The organism is Prevotella micans F0438 (assembly GCF_000243035.1).
In the GTDB taxonomy this organism is placed as follows: Bacteria; Bacteroidota; Bacteroidia; order Bacteroidales; family Bacteroidaceae; genus Prevotella; species Prevotella micans.
On record NZ_JH594523.1, the window covers coordinates 513,102 to 530,194 of the forward strand.

At 47.0% G+C, this 17,093-nt stretch carries 11 protein-coding genes; all 11 read right to left on the reverse strand.

Annotated elements, in window-relative coordinates; translation table 11 throughout:
- Window positions 1–25: 25 nt before the first annotated feature.
- The 11 genes from HMPREF9140_RS09835 to HMPREF9140_RS09885 all read right to left on the reverse strand — a co-directional run bounded on the left by HMPREF9140_RS09835 (window position 26) and on the right by HMPREF9140_RS09885 (window position 17,068).
- Entirely contained in the window at window positions 26–2,662 is a 2,637-nt protein-coding gene (locus HMPREF9140_RS09835) for a BamA/OMP85 family outer membrane protein (RefSeq protein WP_006953753.1), read from the reverse strand.
- Complete coding sequence (locus HMPREF9140_RS09840) at window positions 2,663–3,436, reverse strand: isoprenyl transferase (RefSeq protein WP_006953755.1); 774 nt, start codon at window positions 3,434–3,436, stop codon at window positions 2,663–2,665.
- 38 nt (window positions 3,437–3,474) lie between these two features.
- Complete coding sequence (gene porG / locus HMPREF9140_RS09845; protein WP_006953757.1) at window positions 3,475–4,161, reverse strand: type IX secretion system protein PorG; 687 nt, start codon at window positions 4,159–4,161, stop codon at window positions 3,475–3,477.
- A gap of 25 nt (window positions 4,162–4,186) precedes the next feature.
- The gene (locus HMPREF9140_RS09850) at window positions 4,187–5,563 is read right to left on the reverse strand and encodes a DUF6242 domain-containing protein (RefSeq protein ID WP_006953759.1); all 1,377 of its coding nucleotides are present in this window, start codon (window positions 5,561–5,563) and stop codon (window positions 4,187–4,189) included.
- A 116-nt stretch (window positions 5,564–5,679) separates the two neighbouring features.
- Window positions 5,680–6,591, reverse strand: a complete 912-nt coding sequence (locus tag HMPREF9140_RS09855; protein ID WP_006953762.1) for a hypothetical protein — start codon at window positions 6,589–6,591, stop codon at window positions 5,680–5,682.
- Between the two features lie 12 nt (window positions 6,592–6,603).
- Entirely contained in the window at window positions 6,604–7,656 is a 1,053-nt protein-coding gene (locus tag HMPREF9140_RS09860; RefSeq protein WP_006953764.1) for a hypothetical protein, read from the reverse strand.
- 25 nt (window positions 7,657–7,681) lie between these two features.
- Window positions 7,682–9,046, reverse strand: a complete 1,365-nt coding sequence (locus HMPREF9140_RS09865; RefSeq protein ID WP_006953766.1) for a hypothetical protein — start codon at window positions 9,044–9,046, stop codon at window positions 7,682–7,684.
- A gap of 448 nt (window positions 9,047–9,494) precedes the next feature.
- Window positions 9,495–11,012, reverse strand: a complete 1,518-nt coding sequence (locus tag HMPREF9140_RS09870; RefSeq protein WP_006953770.1) for a DUF6850 family outer membrane beta-barrel protein — start codon at window positions 11,010–11,012, stop codon at window positions 9,495–9,497.
- Window positions 11,013–11,015: 3 nt separating this feature from the next.
- Window positions 11,016–12,272 (reverse strand): DUF4876 domain-containing protein, encoded by a 1,257-nt coding sequence (locus HMPREF9140_RS09875; RefSeq protein ID WP_018571978.1) that lies wholly within the window; start codon window positions 12,270–12,272, stop codon window positions 11,016–11,018.
- 6 nt (window positions 12,273–12,278) lie between these two features.
- The gene (locus HMPREF9140_RS09880) at window positions 12,279–15,062 is read right to left on the reverse strand and encodes a TonB-dependent receptor (protein ID WP_006953774.1); all 2,784 of its coding nucleotides are present in this window, start codon (window positions 15,060–15,062) and stop codon (window positions 12,279–12,281) included.
- A 374-nt stretch (window positions 15,063–15,436) separates the two neighbouring features.
- On the reverse strand, window positions 15,437–17,068 hold the full coding sequence (locus tag HMPREF9140_RS09885; RefSeq protein WP_154648537.1) for a leucine-rich repeat domain-containing protein: 1,632 nt from the start codon (window positions 17,066–17,068) through the stop codon (window positions 15,437–15,439).
- Window positions 17,069–17,093 lie beyond the last annotated feature (25 nt).

A 17,093-nucleotide genomic window follows, 5' to 3' on the forward strand; every position in this document is an offset into this window, starting at 1 on the left:
AACCTTAATAAATTTGATTTGTTGATTAGAATTCCTGTCCGAGCACGAAGTGGAACTTACTTCCGCCTTTCTCGAATCCGTTTTCTCCTAGAACTTTGTCGAATCCATATGCCCAGTCGAACCCGATCAGGCCTATCATCGGCAGGTAGATGCGAACACCCACACCAGCCGAACGTTTCATGTCGAATGGATTGAAGTCTTTGACACTGCTCCATGCATTACCAGCTTCGACAAATCCCAGTCCGTATACAGTGGTATTGCCGAGTAGGAACGGATAGCGTAACTCAAGTGTGAAGCGATCGTAGGCGTAACCTTCCTGTCCGCGTGGGGTTAGGGAGCCGTTTTCATAACCTCGCAAACCTATAGTTTCGGTGGGATAGTTAGCGGTATAGCCACTCATACCGTCGCCTCCGACATAATAGGTTTCGAAAGGACTCTTCTTGTATTTGTTGTAGTTTCCGAGCAAACCGAGCTCTACGCGAGTCATCAGCACAAAGCATTTCGTTCCGTTTGTGAGCGGGGTGAACATACGAGCTTTGAATTTCCATTTATGGTATTCCACCCATTTGTATTTTTCTTGTTGCTCTCGCGAATAGTTTGGTGAGTTGGGGTCGTTGGCCAGGTTACGGTAGTCTTTTCCATCCCAGCTCGACCATGGTGGGGTGATTGTTAATGATGTTGTGAACTCGGAGCCTCGGCGGGGGAATAACTGGTTGTCTGTCGATGTTCTGTTGAGCGATATGTTGAGGTTCAAGTTGTTTGCAGAACCGTTCGACATTATGAAATAACTCCAGTTTTTGAGCATGTAGCGCTGATAGGAAATCATTAGCGAGAGTGTGAAATAGTCGTCGGGCCAACTGAGCCGTTTACCCCATCCTACATTCGCTCCGAAGAGCTTCACGTAGCTATTCGGGTCAAGATAGTTCTCGTAGTTGTTGTAGTAGTTGCCATAGCTTCCGTAGCCATACTGATAGTTATAATAGTTCTGCATGTAACCTCTGTTATAATAATTGCTGGCTACGTTGGTTTGCTTTGAGAAGTAGATGCCGACCGAGAATTGCACGGGACGCTTGCCCCCGAGCCAGTTTGTAGAATACTGAGCATTGTAGCTTTGGTAGTATCTTGCATTTGTTTGGAGTCCGAGAGAGAGAACTTCTCCATCTCCGACAGGCAGAATTCCGCGTCGGTCACGATTCTTGTTGAAGAGGTTTGCCATGGAGAAGTTGTTGAGCTTAAGGCCGACGCGTCCCAGTAATCCTGTTTGTCCCCATCCAAGTGAGAACTCTACTTGGTCGTTAGACTTTTGTTTGAGATTCCAGTTTATATCGACCGTTCCATTCTCATAATCCGGTCTGATGTCGGGCTCGATGGCTTCTGGGTCGAAGTGTCCCATGGATGCAAGCTCACGCACAGATCTTTGTAATGCTTCTTTTGAGAAAAGGTCACCGGGCTTAGTTCGAATCTCACGACGAACAACATTTTCATAAATGCGGTCGTTTCCGTTGATACGCACGTGGTTTACGTGAGCCTGTTGTCCTTCAAAGATTCGCATTTCCAGATCGATGGAATCGCCTACAATATTAACCTCTGTGGGTTGTAGATTATAGAACATGTAGCCGTTATTCCAATAGGCATTGCCCACTGCATCTTCATCTTCGCGTAGACGTTTGTCAAGGTATTTCTGATTGTAAACATCTCCTTTGTTTATGTTGAGCAACCGTGATAGGTAGTCGGTAGAATAAACTGTGTTACCAACCCATGTTATGTTACGGATATAATATTTTTTCCCCTCGTCGACTTTTATATAAATACTCACATGCTTATCATCAGCATTCCAAATGCTGTCACGGATGATGGTGGCGTCGCGGAAACCATATTCGTTGTATTTGTTGATGAGGTTTTTCTTATCTTCGGCCCAACGCTCAGGAGTGTATTTCTTAGATTTCAAGATGTTAGCCAACTTACCGGCTTCATGCGTTTTTTTGAATGCTCCCTTAGTGAGGAACGTTCCTTTGATTTTTTTGTCACCGAGCTGTTTGTCGCCGTCGATTATGATTTGGCGGATTCTTTTCTTTTGTTTTTTATCGATTTCAATGTCTAGTATAACCTGATTCTTGTTTGTCACATCTTCACATTGACGGATATCTATGTCTGCATCTTTGTAACCTTTATCATCGAAATATTTCTTAGCAATTTTCTTAGCCCTCGCAATCATGTTGGGAGTGATTTGTCCACCTTTAAGTAATCCTAGTTTCTTCTCCATGTCGTTCATTTCGTTTTTCTTCAATCCAATATAGTTGATAGACGACACGCGTGGACGTGTTTTGAGATGTACTTGCAGATATATGTTTTCTCCGATAATCGAATCGATTGTTATAGCTACATCCGAAAAGAGTCCGTGCTTCCAATATCGCTTAACAGCATCGGTTATCGCAGTCCCTGGTATTTCTATTGTTTGCCCAATAACAAGTCCCGAGATTCCAGTTAGAACATAATCTTCATAGCCTTCGACTCCTGATGCTATAAGTCCAGCCAATCTGTATGTCTCCGGATTACTTGCATATGTCACCGAAGGTTTCACTACTGTTTGCTGTGCTTTTAGTTGTTGGCTTGTTCCAACAAAGAATATCAAAAAGATGATGGCTTTATATATATTGTTCATTTATTCAGTGTCTTGTTTCTCGTTTTCAACTTGTTTCTCCGTTCTTCCAAATCTGCGTTGCCTGTTTTGGAAACTTGATATGGCCTTGTGCAAGTCGTTTTCATCGAAATCTGGCCAATAGGTATTGCAGAAATACAATTCCGAATAGGCTAACTGCCAAAGCATATAGTTTGATATGCGAAGTTCGCCGCCGGTACGTATCAGCAAGTCTGGGTCGGGCATAAAAGCTGTTTCTAAATGCCCGTTTATATTTTCTTCTGTAATTAAGTTAGCTAACTCATCTTTCGAGATACTTTTGTTTCCAGATTTAGCCAATATTTCTTTCGTTATAGCCTTACATGCCTTTGTTATTTCCCAACGTGATGAATAGCTAAGTGCAACTACCATTGTCATGGCCGAGTTCCGACTGGTATGTTTCATTGTTTCTCGGAGTTTATCTTGAACTTCCCGAGGAAGTCTTTGTATATCACCGATAACCTGAAATCTAACATTGTTTTTCATGAAGATTTCATCCTCAAGCGATGATAGAACTAATCCCATAAGAGCGGAAATCTCATCGACAGGTCGATTCCAATTCTCCGTAGAGAAAGTGTACAGAGTAAGATATTTTACCCCTAACCTAACGCATTCCGAAGTGATTCGACGTACTGTATCGACACCAGCCTGATGCCCATATGAACGAGGCTTATTGCGTTCTGTCGCCCATCTGCCATTACCATCCATAATGATAGCTATATGCTGTGGGACACGTGTCTTATCCAGTTCTTCCGCCATGTCTTACAAGAATTATCTATTGTGTATGTACTGTTGAGCTATTCATCTTCATTATGACAGGTTATACATTTAGCCATAAAGCTGTAGGTAAGTGTCAAGTGAAGAGTTGAATAGCAATCGGTATTTTTGAATAAACCGCTACTCTGTATTCCGTAAGGGTCTTTTTGTCCGTCTAACTTATCGCTGAACGAAAAGTGTATCAACCACTCCAAGCCGAGGTTCAGACGTTCATTTATCTTGTATTTTACTCCGCCCCCTAACGGAAGGTTGGCCGAGAATATTGTACTTCCACTATTCAATTTTACATAATTTGCTCCAAGCCCTACAGTGAGAAACGGGGTTATTGGTTTTGCGCCTCTGTAATCACGTCCGGTGCCATAAGGCCAGAAGTTGTATTCATAACCCACATCCAAACCTATCATTGTGTTGTTGAATTCATAAGGTTGGAGGGTAAAGTTCGGATAATAGCTTTTGACGCCTCTCGATGTCCCTTTTATTTTTCCATACGAAGCATTTACTCGCATTCCCATATAAGGATTCAATACATAGCGAAATATAATGCTGCCCATCGGCTTAAGCGATTTGAAAGGTGAATTATTGAAATCACCGATATATCCCATAGTTCCAATTCCTACACCAAATTCCATTCTATATTCCGGATCGCTTTGCGCTTTAGTGTGTGCAGACGCTATGAGAAGTAGGATGAAAATAACGAGATGCTTCATACCCCTAATAGTAAAGGTGTAATGTTTATCTCTCAAACGATTTCTGCGGGCTTGTCCATCCTAGGCGGTTAAGCCTACCACGCCAAACCTTACCATTGCCTATAATCCAAATGAAGTTCGAACTGTCTACCGTACTTGTGAATGTGGTAAAATTCGCGGCATCTGCGGGTACTGTGTGTGCTTTAGCTTTTCGCCAGCTGATTCCGCCGTCGCGACTAATCATTGGTTCTATCATCTTGCCGTCTTTCATTCCTAAAGCTATGATTCCATTGTCGTATGTAGCCATTGACAATCCTGTGAGGATAGGGAGAGCATAATGATTATCAGCGATGTCTACGTATGCCCAAGCATAGTTGAAAGCCTTTTTGGAATAATCTGCCAGCTTAGTCCATACAACAAGTTTATCTTGCCCTGTCGCACTTCCAGCTAGCAAAACACGGTCTATAGAATCGTTAGTTGTAATTGGTCGATAGGTATAAGCAATATTGTCCGATGGAATGAGAGTTTTGCTATCGTCCAATTGTTCGTCAGTCCAGGTTGCTCCGTTATCCTTGGAAACCATAAGACCACCATGAGTCGATAGGCCGTAGAGTTCCTTCGTACTTGATGCAACAAGTCGTACTAAATCTGTATTCGTACCTGATGTTTGCCAGGTGTTGCCATCTGAAGAATATTTAACCGTACCGTTATCAGAGATATAAACCGTTTTGCCTTGAACAATCGCACTTTTATAGGCATCCGATGTAAATGTAACGGGTAGAGCCGTCCAGGTACGACCATCAGTTATTGAGGTTTTATAGCCTACAGTCTGACCACCATTCTGACCAAATACAAACACATTGTCACCGCAAACAATGGCCTTTGTCGCCGTCAGCGAGGCCAAGTCTGCATTGCTTCCCAAAGCCATCCACACGAACACTTCGGGTTTTTGCTTGTGGACATTCACTTTGACAGTGTAGTCCCTGTAGCCGGTTCTGTTTTGGGCACGAACTCTTAGTATACGAGATTGACGAAGGTCTACTGAGTCTTTGGACGAATAATATTTCGTTGAATCGCTCTTGAGAGATTTCCACATTATGCTTCCAGCATTCTTTGCTTTTATGATAGTGAGAACATGGTCTGTTTTCGTACCATAAGGCAGTGAATCAGGATTGTATATGATTGAATTGTTTTGGTCAATATAGAATTTGAATTTATCCCCCTTGATTTTAGCTGTGTAGGTACTGTCTGTACCGCGTTTTGATAAGGTATCGCGTTTTTGTTTCAATATGCCTAACGAAAACGAAATAATAGCGCTGTCGCTATAGCCTTCTCCGCCTGTTTCGTCGTAGTCTTTCAGGCATGATGTGAGCAACGCAACAGTGAGAGACATTATGAAAAGGGAACGTATTTCAATCTTCATCGAATTGTTATATATGGAAATTTTGGTTGCAAATGTAAATAGAAAACTTTAGAAACAGGTTTTACAGTTATCGTTGCCGGGCGTACATACATGATGTGCGCCCGGCAAAAGGTGGTTTATAGAATCACTTTGCTGATTGAAGTGCCTTGCTTGCGAATGAAGATTCCGCGGCTGGGGTTAGTTACACGGACGCCGCTAGGAGTGAACCATTCAACGGGAGTGTCGACCGAAGTTGAGGCGGTGGAGATTCCGTTCGGAATGGATTTGGCTCGGAAGATGAACTTCGTTACGGGCTGGTCTACATCCACGCCAGTGTCTTTCGTATCGATAGGCCATTCAGCTGATTCGTGGAAGGCTTCGAACTTGCGATTGTCGCTTGCGAAGGTCATTGCACGGTGGTCGAACTTGTTCTTAACGTCTTTAATCTTGAAGAAACGCACGTCTGAATAGTTGAATGAATCCGAATTGTCGCCACCGGTGACAACAACAGTTACGAGCAGATTTTTCTTGCCGCTATAGAAGAACGGCTCCTCAATTGGGAGTTTGAATTCAACGTTTTGTCCATAAGAATCGGAACCTGAGAAAGTGTAATCGAAAGAGGATTGCGGGAGTGTTGCGTCGAAGTCGAAATACTCGTATTTGTTTTTATCCTCATTCTTCACGAATTTGTTCTCGTCGATTTCTTGCAGATAGGCTTTCACCTTGAAGTTACGTTCAGCGAATCCGCCCTCGTTTATGTAGAGATATTTGATGGCCGTTATTTCTTTTCCGGCCACGGCTTGCAATTCGTCTTTTGTGTAGATGATTTGCGAACCGGTGTATTCGAACGCGAAGCAACCGGGTGCAAAGTTCGGAATGCCGTCGAAATAGGTGCGGTCGTTATTACCGCTGTCGCCCTCGTCCATGAATTTAGTGAAGTCTCCGATTTCAATTGAATCGGGCTTCTGTTCGTTGTTTGTTTGTGCTTGAACTCCTGCGGTTGCGATGGAACCGAAGAGCATGAATGCGAGTAGAATTTTCTTTTGCATGATTTTGAATGTTTATTGATTAATAATTTTCTTTCCGTTTTTGATTATTATACCGCGATAGTTTTCATCTACGCGTTGTCCCGACAGGTTATAGACGCCTTGCATCCGACGGGCCCGACGTACATCGCTTGATATGTGCTCAATGCCGTCGACTATCTCGGATGATTTGTCATCGAGATTAACTTTTACCATTTCCGAGTACGAACTGTAGATGGCTGTGTAGGGAACCTTTCCGTTTGGGCGCGAGTAGTCGTGCCGAGTTGCGTACATATCGTAGAACAGTGTCTTTGCTCCGTAGGCATATGTGAGCTTTGAGATTCGGCATGATTTCACGGAGTCCATCGCTGTATCGTCCCATGCATCGATGGCTTCCTCGGATGTTATCATGGAGTTTATTACCTCGCCAGCTCGCATATTTTGTATCACTTTTACGCCGTCGAGATAGTCGGCCCGACCGGGTGTTGCGGTCATATTTATAACTGAGAAGAAGAGGTCTTTTGAACCGTTATCGAACTCGAGTGTATCGATGCTTGTTCCTTGATTGCCGCCGGGAATGCGGGTTTTATATTCGCGCACCACTTTTTCGCCGCGACCATGACTTTCAACTCTGATGATGTCGCCGTTCGTGCTGAGGGTGGTTAGGATTATCTTATATTTCCCGCCGTTGGCCCGAAGGTCGAGGTAGGGTGAATAAACTAATCCGGCCACCATTCCTTTTACGAATGTGGGCAGGGCGTAGGCGCTCCAGCCATAGGTGTCGCTGTAGCCTTTTGCTGCCAGGTCGACATAATCTTCATCGCCGCCGAGCGGATTGTTCATATTGCCGGAGGTGATGCCCGAGAAGGTTTCTTCGTTGATGACCTGTTCGCCGTCGGCCATCACGGGTGTTTGTGTGTAGACAAACACACAATAGCCGTCGGCTTTTGGCACGGGTTTCCAGTTGGCTGTGAAGCCGTCCGAGCTGATGTTTGTTGCTTTCCCAATCATTGGTTGGGGCAATGTCGACTGGGCTGATGCGCTGAGTGCAAGGAGCAGAGCCGACAGGGATAGATAAAATTTTCTCATATTGTTTTTATGTTATAAAGGTTATTTATTTCACCAATATTTTTCGTCCGCGATGGATATACACGCCCTTGGTTGAAGGCGCGCCCGACAGTTTTATGCCGGTGAGGGTGAACCATGTGTTGTATTCGGATTCTGAGGAAGTCTGAACATCGTTTATTCCCGTTGGTAGGTTGACCTTGATGGGTAGGCGACGCGAATATTTGCCCAAACGGGCTACGAGAGTATCGGTTCCGGCGCTGACGAGCGTAGTTTGTCCGTCGTTTGCGATTCTCACCCGTCCGTTTTCCGACTGCCACGTTACGCCGTTCCTCATTACGACTTTGAACGGGTGGGTTATGTTATCCAATCTATCGGCCTCGTCGAGGATTACGGGTGTGGCATAGAGTTTCACTCTCAGCGACAATTCCATACCGTTCATTTTGGGGCGTGGAAACATTTCTTCTTCGAATAGCCATGCTGAATCGGACAGCTCGCCTTTCAGTGCATAGCCTATTATTCGGGAGGTTGAACGGGCTTGCGACGGAATGGTGAAACACGTGGGTGAATATTGACTGTCGTAGAACAGTTCGCCGAAATCTGTGGGACTGGCGTTGCCGATGCAGCCCGAAATAGAATCGTTAGAAATGGTGCCGAAATTGGCTAGTCCGTGTACCTTGTCTTCGAATAGCGGATTGCCCACCACGCCGCCTACGCGACGTGAACCGAAAGGAGTTATTTGGGTCATGGCGTCCACATGTCCGTAGTTTGCCAGATTATGAAGGATGTTGCCTTGCTGTTGTCCGCTGTAGCCTATAACGCCGCCCACTGTGCTGCCTTCACAGCTAATGGTGCCGAAGTTGGCGCAGTTCTTTACGGTGACGCCCGATTTGTCTTTCTTCAATGCTACGATATTGCCCAGTACGCCTCCTACTCCGGAAAGGACTGATTTGTCGGTGGCTATGACGTCGGCATAATTCACCAGATTTTCGAACACTGCCTCGCCGCTGGGATTGCCTACGATGGCGGCGCCTTTGAAGATGCGCACTTTACCGTCGACGGCAAGATTACGAATTGAACCGTGGGTAACGGTGCCGAACAATCCGGCGGGATATCTGTCCCACGTTCTATCTATATTGAGGGTTATGCAGTGCGCCCCGCCATCGAAATGGCCGTTGAAGCTGGCCTCGGTTCCGATTAGTCCGTCATAGGGTTCGGTTAAATCTTTCGTTAGCAGATAATATCTGTTTATTGTTTGGCCCTTGTTTGTCATCGTATTCAGGGCGTTGAGGTCGGCGTGGTTGCTAATTAAATACGGGTCGAATTCTGTTCCGGAACCTCCCGAGAAAGTGAATGTTTGCGCAGCTATCGTGCCCGAAATGAGTATGGCAGCAAGCGTAAAGATTATTTTCATTGTCTTGGATGTTTATTGAATTAAAATCATTTTGTTTTTCCGTCCCAGAGTGTCTGCGGCCGAAAATCATTTTTGTTTTTCCGTCCCAGAGTGTCTGTGGCCGAAAATCAATTTTGTTTTTCTATCCCAGAGTGTCTGCGGCCGAAAATCATTTTTGTTTTTTCGTCACAGAGTGTCTGCGGCCGAAAATCACTTTTGTTTTTTCGTCACAGAGTGTCTGCGGCCGAAAATCATTTTTGTTTTTTCATCCCAGAGTGTCTGCGGTCGAAAATCATTTTTGTTTTTCTATCCCAGAGTGTCTGTGGTCGAAAATCATTTTTGTTTTTTCATCCCAGAGTGTCTGCGGTCGAAAATCATTTTTGTTTTTCCGTCCCAGAGTGTCTGTGGCCGAATTGCAAAATTGTTTTTGCATCAGCGGGTCTGCGCGACACCACCTTTTATATATATGCTAAAACCGCAAACTCACCGCGGCGGAATATTCATTGCCCGCATCGGCTACATAACCGCGCCGCTCGTAACCCAGACGGAGGGCGAGAATCTTGCCGCCCCAAACGCTGCGTGAATATGATGCGGCAAAGCGAATACCGGTTTCGCCACCAGAATAATATTCGTCAACCCGACGAAGTGCATCGCCGAGCGACATTGTCGACTGCCGCCCCTCGTCGGCCGTCTTGTTGAGCACCAGCTTATGAGTCAAGTTATTTCGTCGGCCCAGTTGAATGTCGGTGGCAAGCATATTTTTGGATATCGTAAAGCGCATCTTGAAACGGAGCGCATATAGAAGGTCGGATGTTTCGAACCGGTTGCCCGAGTCGGCGTGCTTACCACGCAGAGCTGTCCACCACACGGAAGGCATTAATGTGAAGATGAATCTTCCGGCTCGCAACTCGCCGAATCCGGATGCGCCAATGCGAGTTTCACTGCCATGATATTGCAGTCGGCTGCCAATCTGAGGATAAACATTGCCAGTGGCTTCGCCGAACAGATTGTCCTTGCCGCGACGAATATTGTGGCGCGCGTTGAAACCGATGCCATAGGCCGATTGCTGCCAAACAAACTCGGCCGATAGAACGTCGCAGTCGAGACGATTGAGCGGAAGACGGTTGAGGTCGGATAAAATTTTCTCGCGCATCGTGTGGTTATAGCCCAGGCTAACCGAAAGCCCGCGCATCATGTCGGTGGGCAAAAGCTCGAGGGTGAAACCCAGGTTGTGACCTTTATAGAATGCGTTGTTCGATGTGCCCGAAAAACGTACGAAATCGTTGCCTATGCCCGTGAGATGATATTCGCGACTCGCACCGAGCTCGTTCATGAATGTGAGTTCGTTGGTTTGCTTGTATTTCCCCAGCAAAAGGGTCGCACCCAGAACGCTGTTCGGCCCGATGAAGAATCCGTAAGCCAGTCGGCCATGCAGGTCGGCCGTAGTATTGCCGGGTCGCGGGTCGCGGGTGCGATATTCCGATAAAGCGCGATATCCTAGCTCGAATCCGAACTGACTGCGCCGATAATTAACGGAATATCCTCCGCTTAATTCGTATTGCTCATATTGCAGGTCACCGCCTATGGGGTCGCCCATCACGTAGGGATAAAGCTCACGGAAGTCTGACGTTTCATTCCACACCACGTCATATCGCCATCCATTTTTATAGGCCGCTCGCCCCCATACGGCATCTTTCAAGCCGAGACGTTGAAACATATCGGCCTCGACATTGAATCCACGACCACCGCTGCCCAGTTGCGGAACGGGAGCCCAGGCGGCTGGAGCGGAATGGGCCGAAAGCACGACGCGCGACATGGAATAGCGCGGCGCGAGCGTACCCAAAAGCAGATTGTCGGAAGCCTCGGCGCTCAACGTTGTCGGCTCGACTCTGAACAGTGTGTCTTCAGTCGACAGAACAGCGGCGCTGCCAGCCGAAGCCAGCAGCGTTAGCGTTACGAGAAGAATTAGTCGACTGTTCGACATCATAACCTAGAATTGGTGGAACGGATTGGCTCCGGCCTGCGGCTCGAAGTCGTCTGTGGAATTGTTCGTGTCCATGAGAATGGCGCGCGAACCATCGCGACTAACAACTTTTCGGCGCACACTCTTTTTGAATCGATTTCCATCGCGTTCGATTTCCGAACTGTAGGTGAAACCTGCATCCAAATTCGGCGCTACTACACTCCATTGGAATTTGGTCTTTGCACTCATGTTCACTGCATCGAGAATCCAGTTGTTCGGCAGTTTGTACGACTTGCCGGTCATATCGGCCTCGCCGCCCGGCGCTACAATATGATAATTGTAATTGTACACATAGTCGGTGAGGTATTTCTTAATGCTCGTGTGCATTCGACCGAGCGCATACGATTTGAATCCCTGTGTGTGAAGTGACCAAATGGTTTTGGTGTAGCAGTAAATCTTCACCAGATTGGGAACGTTTTCGTTGTCGACATCCGAGAAGTTCGGGTTAGTCGATTCATCATACCATTCATAGTTCGCCGTACTCTCGTCCCACGAATTGGGATTAGCCTTGGTGTGGTCGAGGGCATTGTTCACGATGAGCAGTTTGCCTCCTGGCTGAACAGGTACGTCGTGTCCCGAACCGGGAATCATGTAGAGTGCAGCCACGGCCATATCGGTTGCCATGATGTCGGGTGTGTAGTTCTGTTTTGACACGGTTAGGAAATCCGATTCGGCAATCACGAGCGAATCGGCGTAGAGCACGTGATCTGTGTTATTATAGATGACGAAATATGTGTCGGCGTTATAAAGTCTGCCTTGTGGAGTCGATGTACCGGCACAGAATATTTCGGCCAGCACAAAGCCCTTGTAGTCGTAGTCGGCCGGGTCGGGTTCGGGCTCAGTTGTCGAGAAGAACTGCAAGTTCACGTCGCGCGTTTGCCCGGTTACGGTGAGCGATTCAAGTACGGCCTTCACGTTTATGTGCTTCTCCAGTCCGCGAGCATTCTTGTAGGTGAGCTTGCCTGTGGCTTCGGCACGATATTGTCCAACGGTGAGCAAGGCTGTGACGGGCTTGCCGTTCTCAACGGAAATTTTGGTTTGCTTACCAGTGTTCACCTCGGTGAACGTAATGGTCAAGTCGGAGAATTGTCCGTTGTCTATTCCTTTTGGCAGAACTAATTGTACGCCCACAGTTACCTGTTCAGGAGTATTGGGCTCTTCGCTCGAGCAGGCGGCGAATATCAGAGCCAGCGTGAGCATCATTAAAACTTTAATTGATTTCATAATTACTTAAATTGATATGTTCATTTCCATTCCGAAATACGGTTTCGACGTTCGCCGAATAGTCATTCCGGAGTTTGATTTATAGTCGGGCATATAATCGAGCATTCGGTCAATGAAGAGAGCAATCTTCATCCATCGACCGAAGTTCTTCGTTACTTTCAGATTCACGAGCGCATAGAATGGCACCGTGTGGCGTTCCCACGAGGCGGGATTATAGTGTGTTTCGAGCCATTTGAGATATGGGTCGGTCTTGCTCGCTTCGGTATAGGGGTATATCTTTCCGTCGGTTGCCATATATGCCGTGGGCACTCCGTTTTCGCGCATGGATTGCGATGAGCTGAACCACATACACTCAGCCGAGAACGAGAATGTGAGCCCGAGACGTGGCAGATGTGTGTCGGCCATGAAGTTGGTGTTGAACTGTTCGCGCACCGTGCCCGACGAGTTATCGTAGTAACCGATGTACAGGTCGTTCACCGGAACACCGGCAACGACGGCTGATGTGTTCGAGCGGAACATGGGCTCGCTGTTAGCATATTGCGTACGGAAATATGCGCCGCTAACGGTGAAGCGTGTCTTTATTCCGGAGAATCTACGGGTAGATAGTTGCCACTCGATTCCTTCCTTGACAAGCTTGCTGCCGTTAGTGACCCGACTGTAAAGACCGAGGATGGTCTTGTCGGTATAAGAGAAATCGCTCAGCTCGGGGCGGGCGGTGAGCGTACCAGGGGCGATAGAACGCTCGTCGTAGTCGCGATAGCTGAACGGGCGGACAATCGATGACGAACGGAAGCCCGACGAGCACACCTCTCTGAACCATGTTACGCTAACGGTATTGCCGTTCCATTCACCTCCGAGGCGCACTTCCCATTTGTTATTGCGGGCCGGCTCAAGAGCAAAGTTCGTTGGGTCGATGACGTAGGTCTTCAAGTAAAGTCGGCGATAATCTGGGTTAAGATTGAAATAATTCAGCTCGATGATGTCGTTATAAATCCGGTCGGGATAAATCTGGAGCAGCGTTGGGAATTTCGTTTGCCGTCCCCATCCGCCATTGATGTCGAGCGTTAGCTCGTGTCCGAATAATTCCATGCTCGGTAGTCGCCATTGGAAATTGAATCGCGGGTCGAGATATGGTTTGGCTTGCATGGAGTATTTCCGGTCGAGGTTGAGTAGCCCGCTCGCTCTCAGTCCCATCGACCCCGTCAGTTGATGCTCGCCCAGGACAATAGATACGACGTCCTGAACATAGATGCCCATTTCGTGTCCGGCCGGAATACTACCATAATCCCGCGGCCTGTAGGGCGTCCCTGGACTGAGTGGCCGCGCAGGGTTGTATTGTTGTCCGCGTCCATAGTTCTTGTCCATCTTCCACTCCACGCCTGAATTTATGTCGTGTGTGAAGCTGCCGGTTCTTATTCCGAACAGAGCTTTCAGTTTGGCGTAGGCATTCAGCGGTCTACCGTCGACAGTGACGTGCGAAACGTAGGAATAAGGAAGATAGATTCCGTCGTGCCCGCCTTCTTCGAGTGTAGTCGAAACGCCCACATCGCGCGAAAGACTCACAAAGCGGTCTTGGTCGATGCGACTCTGCTCGTAGGCCAGAGCGGCGTCAAGACTAATCGACTTCAGCGCTCCATCGTGTATCGGAATGGCCAGCAACGATTCGCTTATACTATATCGATTGTACGAGCTGCGGTATCGGTCGTCTTTTTGCTTAAGAATTTCGGCGTCGAACTTTTGATTGTCGAACGACCCGGCATAATCCACATTCTGTCGCCAGCGTATCTGCCATCCACACGTCTTCCAACTGTTTTGTAGGCGGGCCGACAGTGTGAGACGTTTATAATTGTTGAGCGAATTGCGTGGATCGGCCTTTGCATCAAGATAATCCGCGCTAAGGTTGGTAATAAAGTTGCCCAGCTGAACACCCTTTCCTACGTAGAGCAACTTACTGTAGGCGTCGGCCTTGAACCGCGCCTCGAACGGTGTTGGCTTGAGTTTTCGTTTGATGATGACTACTCCGCTCGTGATGTCGCCATATTCCACCGGTGCAATTCCTCGGATAACCTCCACGCTCTCGATATTATCGGTCGAGATGGTACGCATGTCCACGCCCGCTCCCACATGATTGCGCCCTGCGTCGAGGTCGCCGTGCGATGTGTTCGACGCCTGACGCACCTGTTGCATATTCGCGTCGCTGCTCATAGGAACGCCGTCGGTAACGAACATGGTTCCGAGCGACGAGATATCGTAGTTCGAATTACCCGTTCCCGCCTGCCGAAGTGTTATGGTATTGGCATTGGTTAGGTCGGGAAGAGACTTGTGACCGCCGGGGAGCAGCGAAAGTAAATCGGTGAAGCTCGACGGCTGAAGATGCTCAATAGCCTGTCGGTTTATAACCGACGATGAGGTGATGCCTCGCCCTTCGCGAGCCGTGACAACAACCTCGCCTATCTGCTTTTCGTCGGGTACGAGTCGAACCTCGAGCGGTACCACTACACTAAGGAGTATGAATCGTTCAAAAGGTACATATCCCACAAACTCCACCCTTACCCGGCATCGTCCGTCGAGCACGTTGTCGATCGCGAACCATCCATCGGTATCCGTAACCGTATTATATTTCTTGCCTTTGAAGTCGATAACGGTCACGGTGGCATAAGGTAGCGCTTCGTTGTTCGAATGATCAACCACTTTTCCTTTCACTGTTCCGGCCAGCGCGCAGTTAGCCGAAAGAAAGAGGATTATGGAAATCATGGTTAACCTAATCCACCATTTATAAATTCGGGTCATGTTATGAAGCCCAGCTAGTGTTCTTATTATTTAAAAACAGGGTTATGTTTCTTGTTCTTGGTGCGTGCAAAGTTAACTTCAGCTATTAGATGTCGCAATACCAACTTATTGGGATATTGAATGCTCTATGTAGAGAGCTACGTCCCCATTAGAGACGAGTCGTATTTATATGTATATCATTTACCTACGTATATAATGGATATAGAATATGCATTCCTTTAAAGACAGACTCGGTACTTTAAAATCAAACTTATCTTTTCATCATAAGATAGTTCAGTCGATGACTCGGAGGTTTGGAGATTGGCTGGGGGGAAATAAAAAGAGCTCGGCTAATTGTGCCGAGCTCTTTTTTGATTTGTTGCGATTATGTGTGGCTATCGCTTTATGATTTTCTTACCATCTACGATGTATATGCCTTTTTGGAGTTGGTCGAAAGAGGGGTTCATTAATATCCCTCTCAGGTCGTATGTGCGACTGTTTGGAATGGATGACTGTGTTCCGTTGATGTGCTCTATACCGGTAGATTCAAGTTCTTCGATATTAGGAGCGAAATCAGCCCAGGCTTGTACGCTTTCATATTTTTCTTTGCTTCCCTGGGGTACTCTCAGTGTGCACGTCACGGCTCCGGAGCCTCTGAAGAAAGGGATCAATCCTACCTCGATGTCTTCAGGCTCGGTCACTCGTACGGTTAGCGTACCCAAGTTTCTGCACCATCCGAACGCGAAATCACCTACGCGGGTTAAGCCATCCGGTAGATCAATCGAAGTGATATTGGAGTTGCTGAAGAAGGCGTAATTGCCAAGAATCTTTAAAGTGCTTGGGGCAACGTATGTTGCGTCTGTTTTGCCTGTGGGATATTGCATGAGCACGTATTTCGACTTATCGTAGAGCACGCCGTCTATCGATACATAATTGGGATTGTCTTTGTCGATATTTATTGCCGTTAGGCTAATGCAATCGTGGAATGCCGATTCGCCTATGTCTTGAGTCTTGGCAGGAACATTGAAAGTGGATATTCCGTTGCATCTAGCAAAAGAAAAATAACCGATGCTTTCTAACTGGGGGTGTATGGTTACTGAGGTTAGATGCTCGTTTCCGCAGAAGGCGAATTTGTCTATTGCCTCTACATTGGAGGGAATAGTAAAGGTTGCATCTGTTTTGCCGGCGGGATATTGAACTAGGTGCCTTTTGTTGATGTCGTAGAGGATGTCGTTTTCAACTATATAGGATGGGTTTCCTTGGGCTACTTTTATTTGAGTCATGCCCTTGCAATCAGCAAACACACCGCCGCCAAGAGTTGTGGTGCTGGCAGGAATAAGAACGGTGGGGAGTTTCTCGCAGCCGTTGAAAGCAGCTTCGTCTATGGTTTCCAGTCCTTCGGGAAGTTCAAGCGAGACGAGATTAATACAGGTAGAGAATGCATTGTCGCCGATGGTCTTTACGCTTCCGGGAATCTTGAGTGTCTGAATAGTCTCGCATCCGCTGAATGACCATCGCCCGATGTTGGTTACTGTTCTTGGGATTACCAGACTTTCAATACTGTTGCATCCTTTGAAAGCGAACCCCTCGATGCTTTCCAGACCGTTCGAGAGTGTTAGTGTTGTTAGATGCTCACAGTCTTCGAATGCTCCGTAGTCTATTATTCTCACACTTCCGGGGATGACTACCTTTTCGAGTGATATGCAATACGTGAAAGCGCTTTCGCCGATTCGGGTGACTTTGCTGGGAATGTTGATTTCCGTTATCGCAAAACAATTGCAGAAAGCGTTATTGCCTATCGCTGTTACATCGTCTCCAATGGTTATTAGTTCGATTTGTTCTTTGTATTCTTTCCATGGTGAGGTGTCGAAGTCGTAGTTGGGCATATCTCCCTTTCCGGAGATCTTTAGCTCCTTACTGTCTTCGTTGTAACTCCAGGTGAGCGGTCCGGTGTTACCGGTTTTCTGTGCCATTGCACAAACTAGGTTCGTTACTAGAACCATGATTAAAACTAATTTTTTCTTCATAAATTCTTGGTTTTAGTTTCCACCT

Excerpts from the sequence above, each read along its gene's own strand:
- HMPREF9140_RS09870 (WP_006953770.1), bottom strand. The coding sequence starts at position 11,012 with ATGATGTCGAACAGTCGACTAATTCTTCTCGTAACGCTAACGCTGCTG.
- HMPREF9140_RS09885 (WP_154648537.1), bottom strand. The coding sequence starts at position 17,068 with ATGAAGAAAAAATTAGTTTTAATCATGGTTCTAGTAACGAACCTAGTT.
- porG (WP_006953757.1), bottom strand. The coding sequence starts at position 4,161 with ATGAAGCATCTCGTTATTTTCATCCTACTTCTCATAGCGTCTGCACAC.
- HMPREF9140_RS09880 (WP_006953774.1), bottom strand. The coding sequence starts at position 15,062 with ATGACCCGAATTTATAAATGGTGGATTAGGTTAACCATGATTTCCATA.
- HMPREF9140_RS09875 (WP_018571978.1), bottom strand. The coding sequence starts at position 12,272 with ATGAAATCAATTAAAGTTTTAATGATGCTCACGCTGGCTCTGATATTC.
- HMPREF9140_RS09835 (WP_006953753.1), bottom strand. The coding sequence starts at position 2,662 with ATGAACAATATATATAAAGCCATCATCTTTTTGATATTCTTTGTTGGA.
- HMPREF9140_RS09865 (WP_006953766.1), bottom strand. The coding sequence starts at position 9,046 with ATGAAAATAATCTTTACGCTTGCTGCCATACTCATTTCGGGCACGATA.
- HMPREF9140_RS09850 (WP_006953759.1), bottom strand. The coding sequence starts at position 5,563 with ATGAAGATTGAAATACGTTCCCTTTTCATAATGTCTCTCACTGTTGCG.
- HMPREF9140_RS09860 (WP_006953764.1), bottom strand. The coding sequence starts at position 7,656 with ATGAGAAAATTTTATCTATCCCTGTCGGCTCTGCTCCTTGCACTCAGC.
- HMPREF9140_RS09855 (WP_006953762.1), bottom strand. The coding sequence starts at position 6,591 with ATGCAAAAGAAAATTCTACTCGCATTCATGCTCTTCGGTTCCATCGCA.
- HMPREF9140_RS09840 (WP_006953755.1), bottom strand. The coding sequence starts at position 3,436 with ATGGCGGAAGAACTGGATAAGACACGTGTCCCACAGCATATAGCTATC.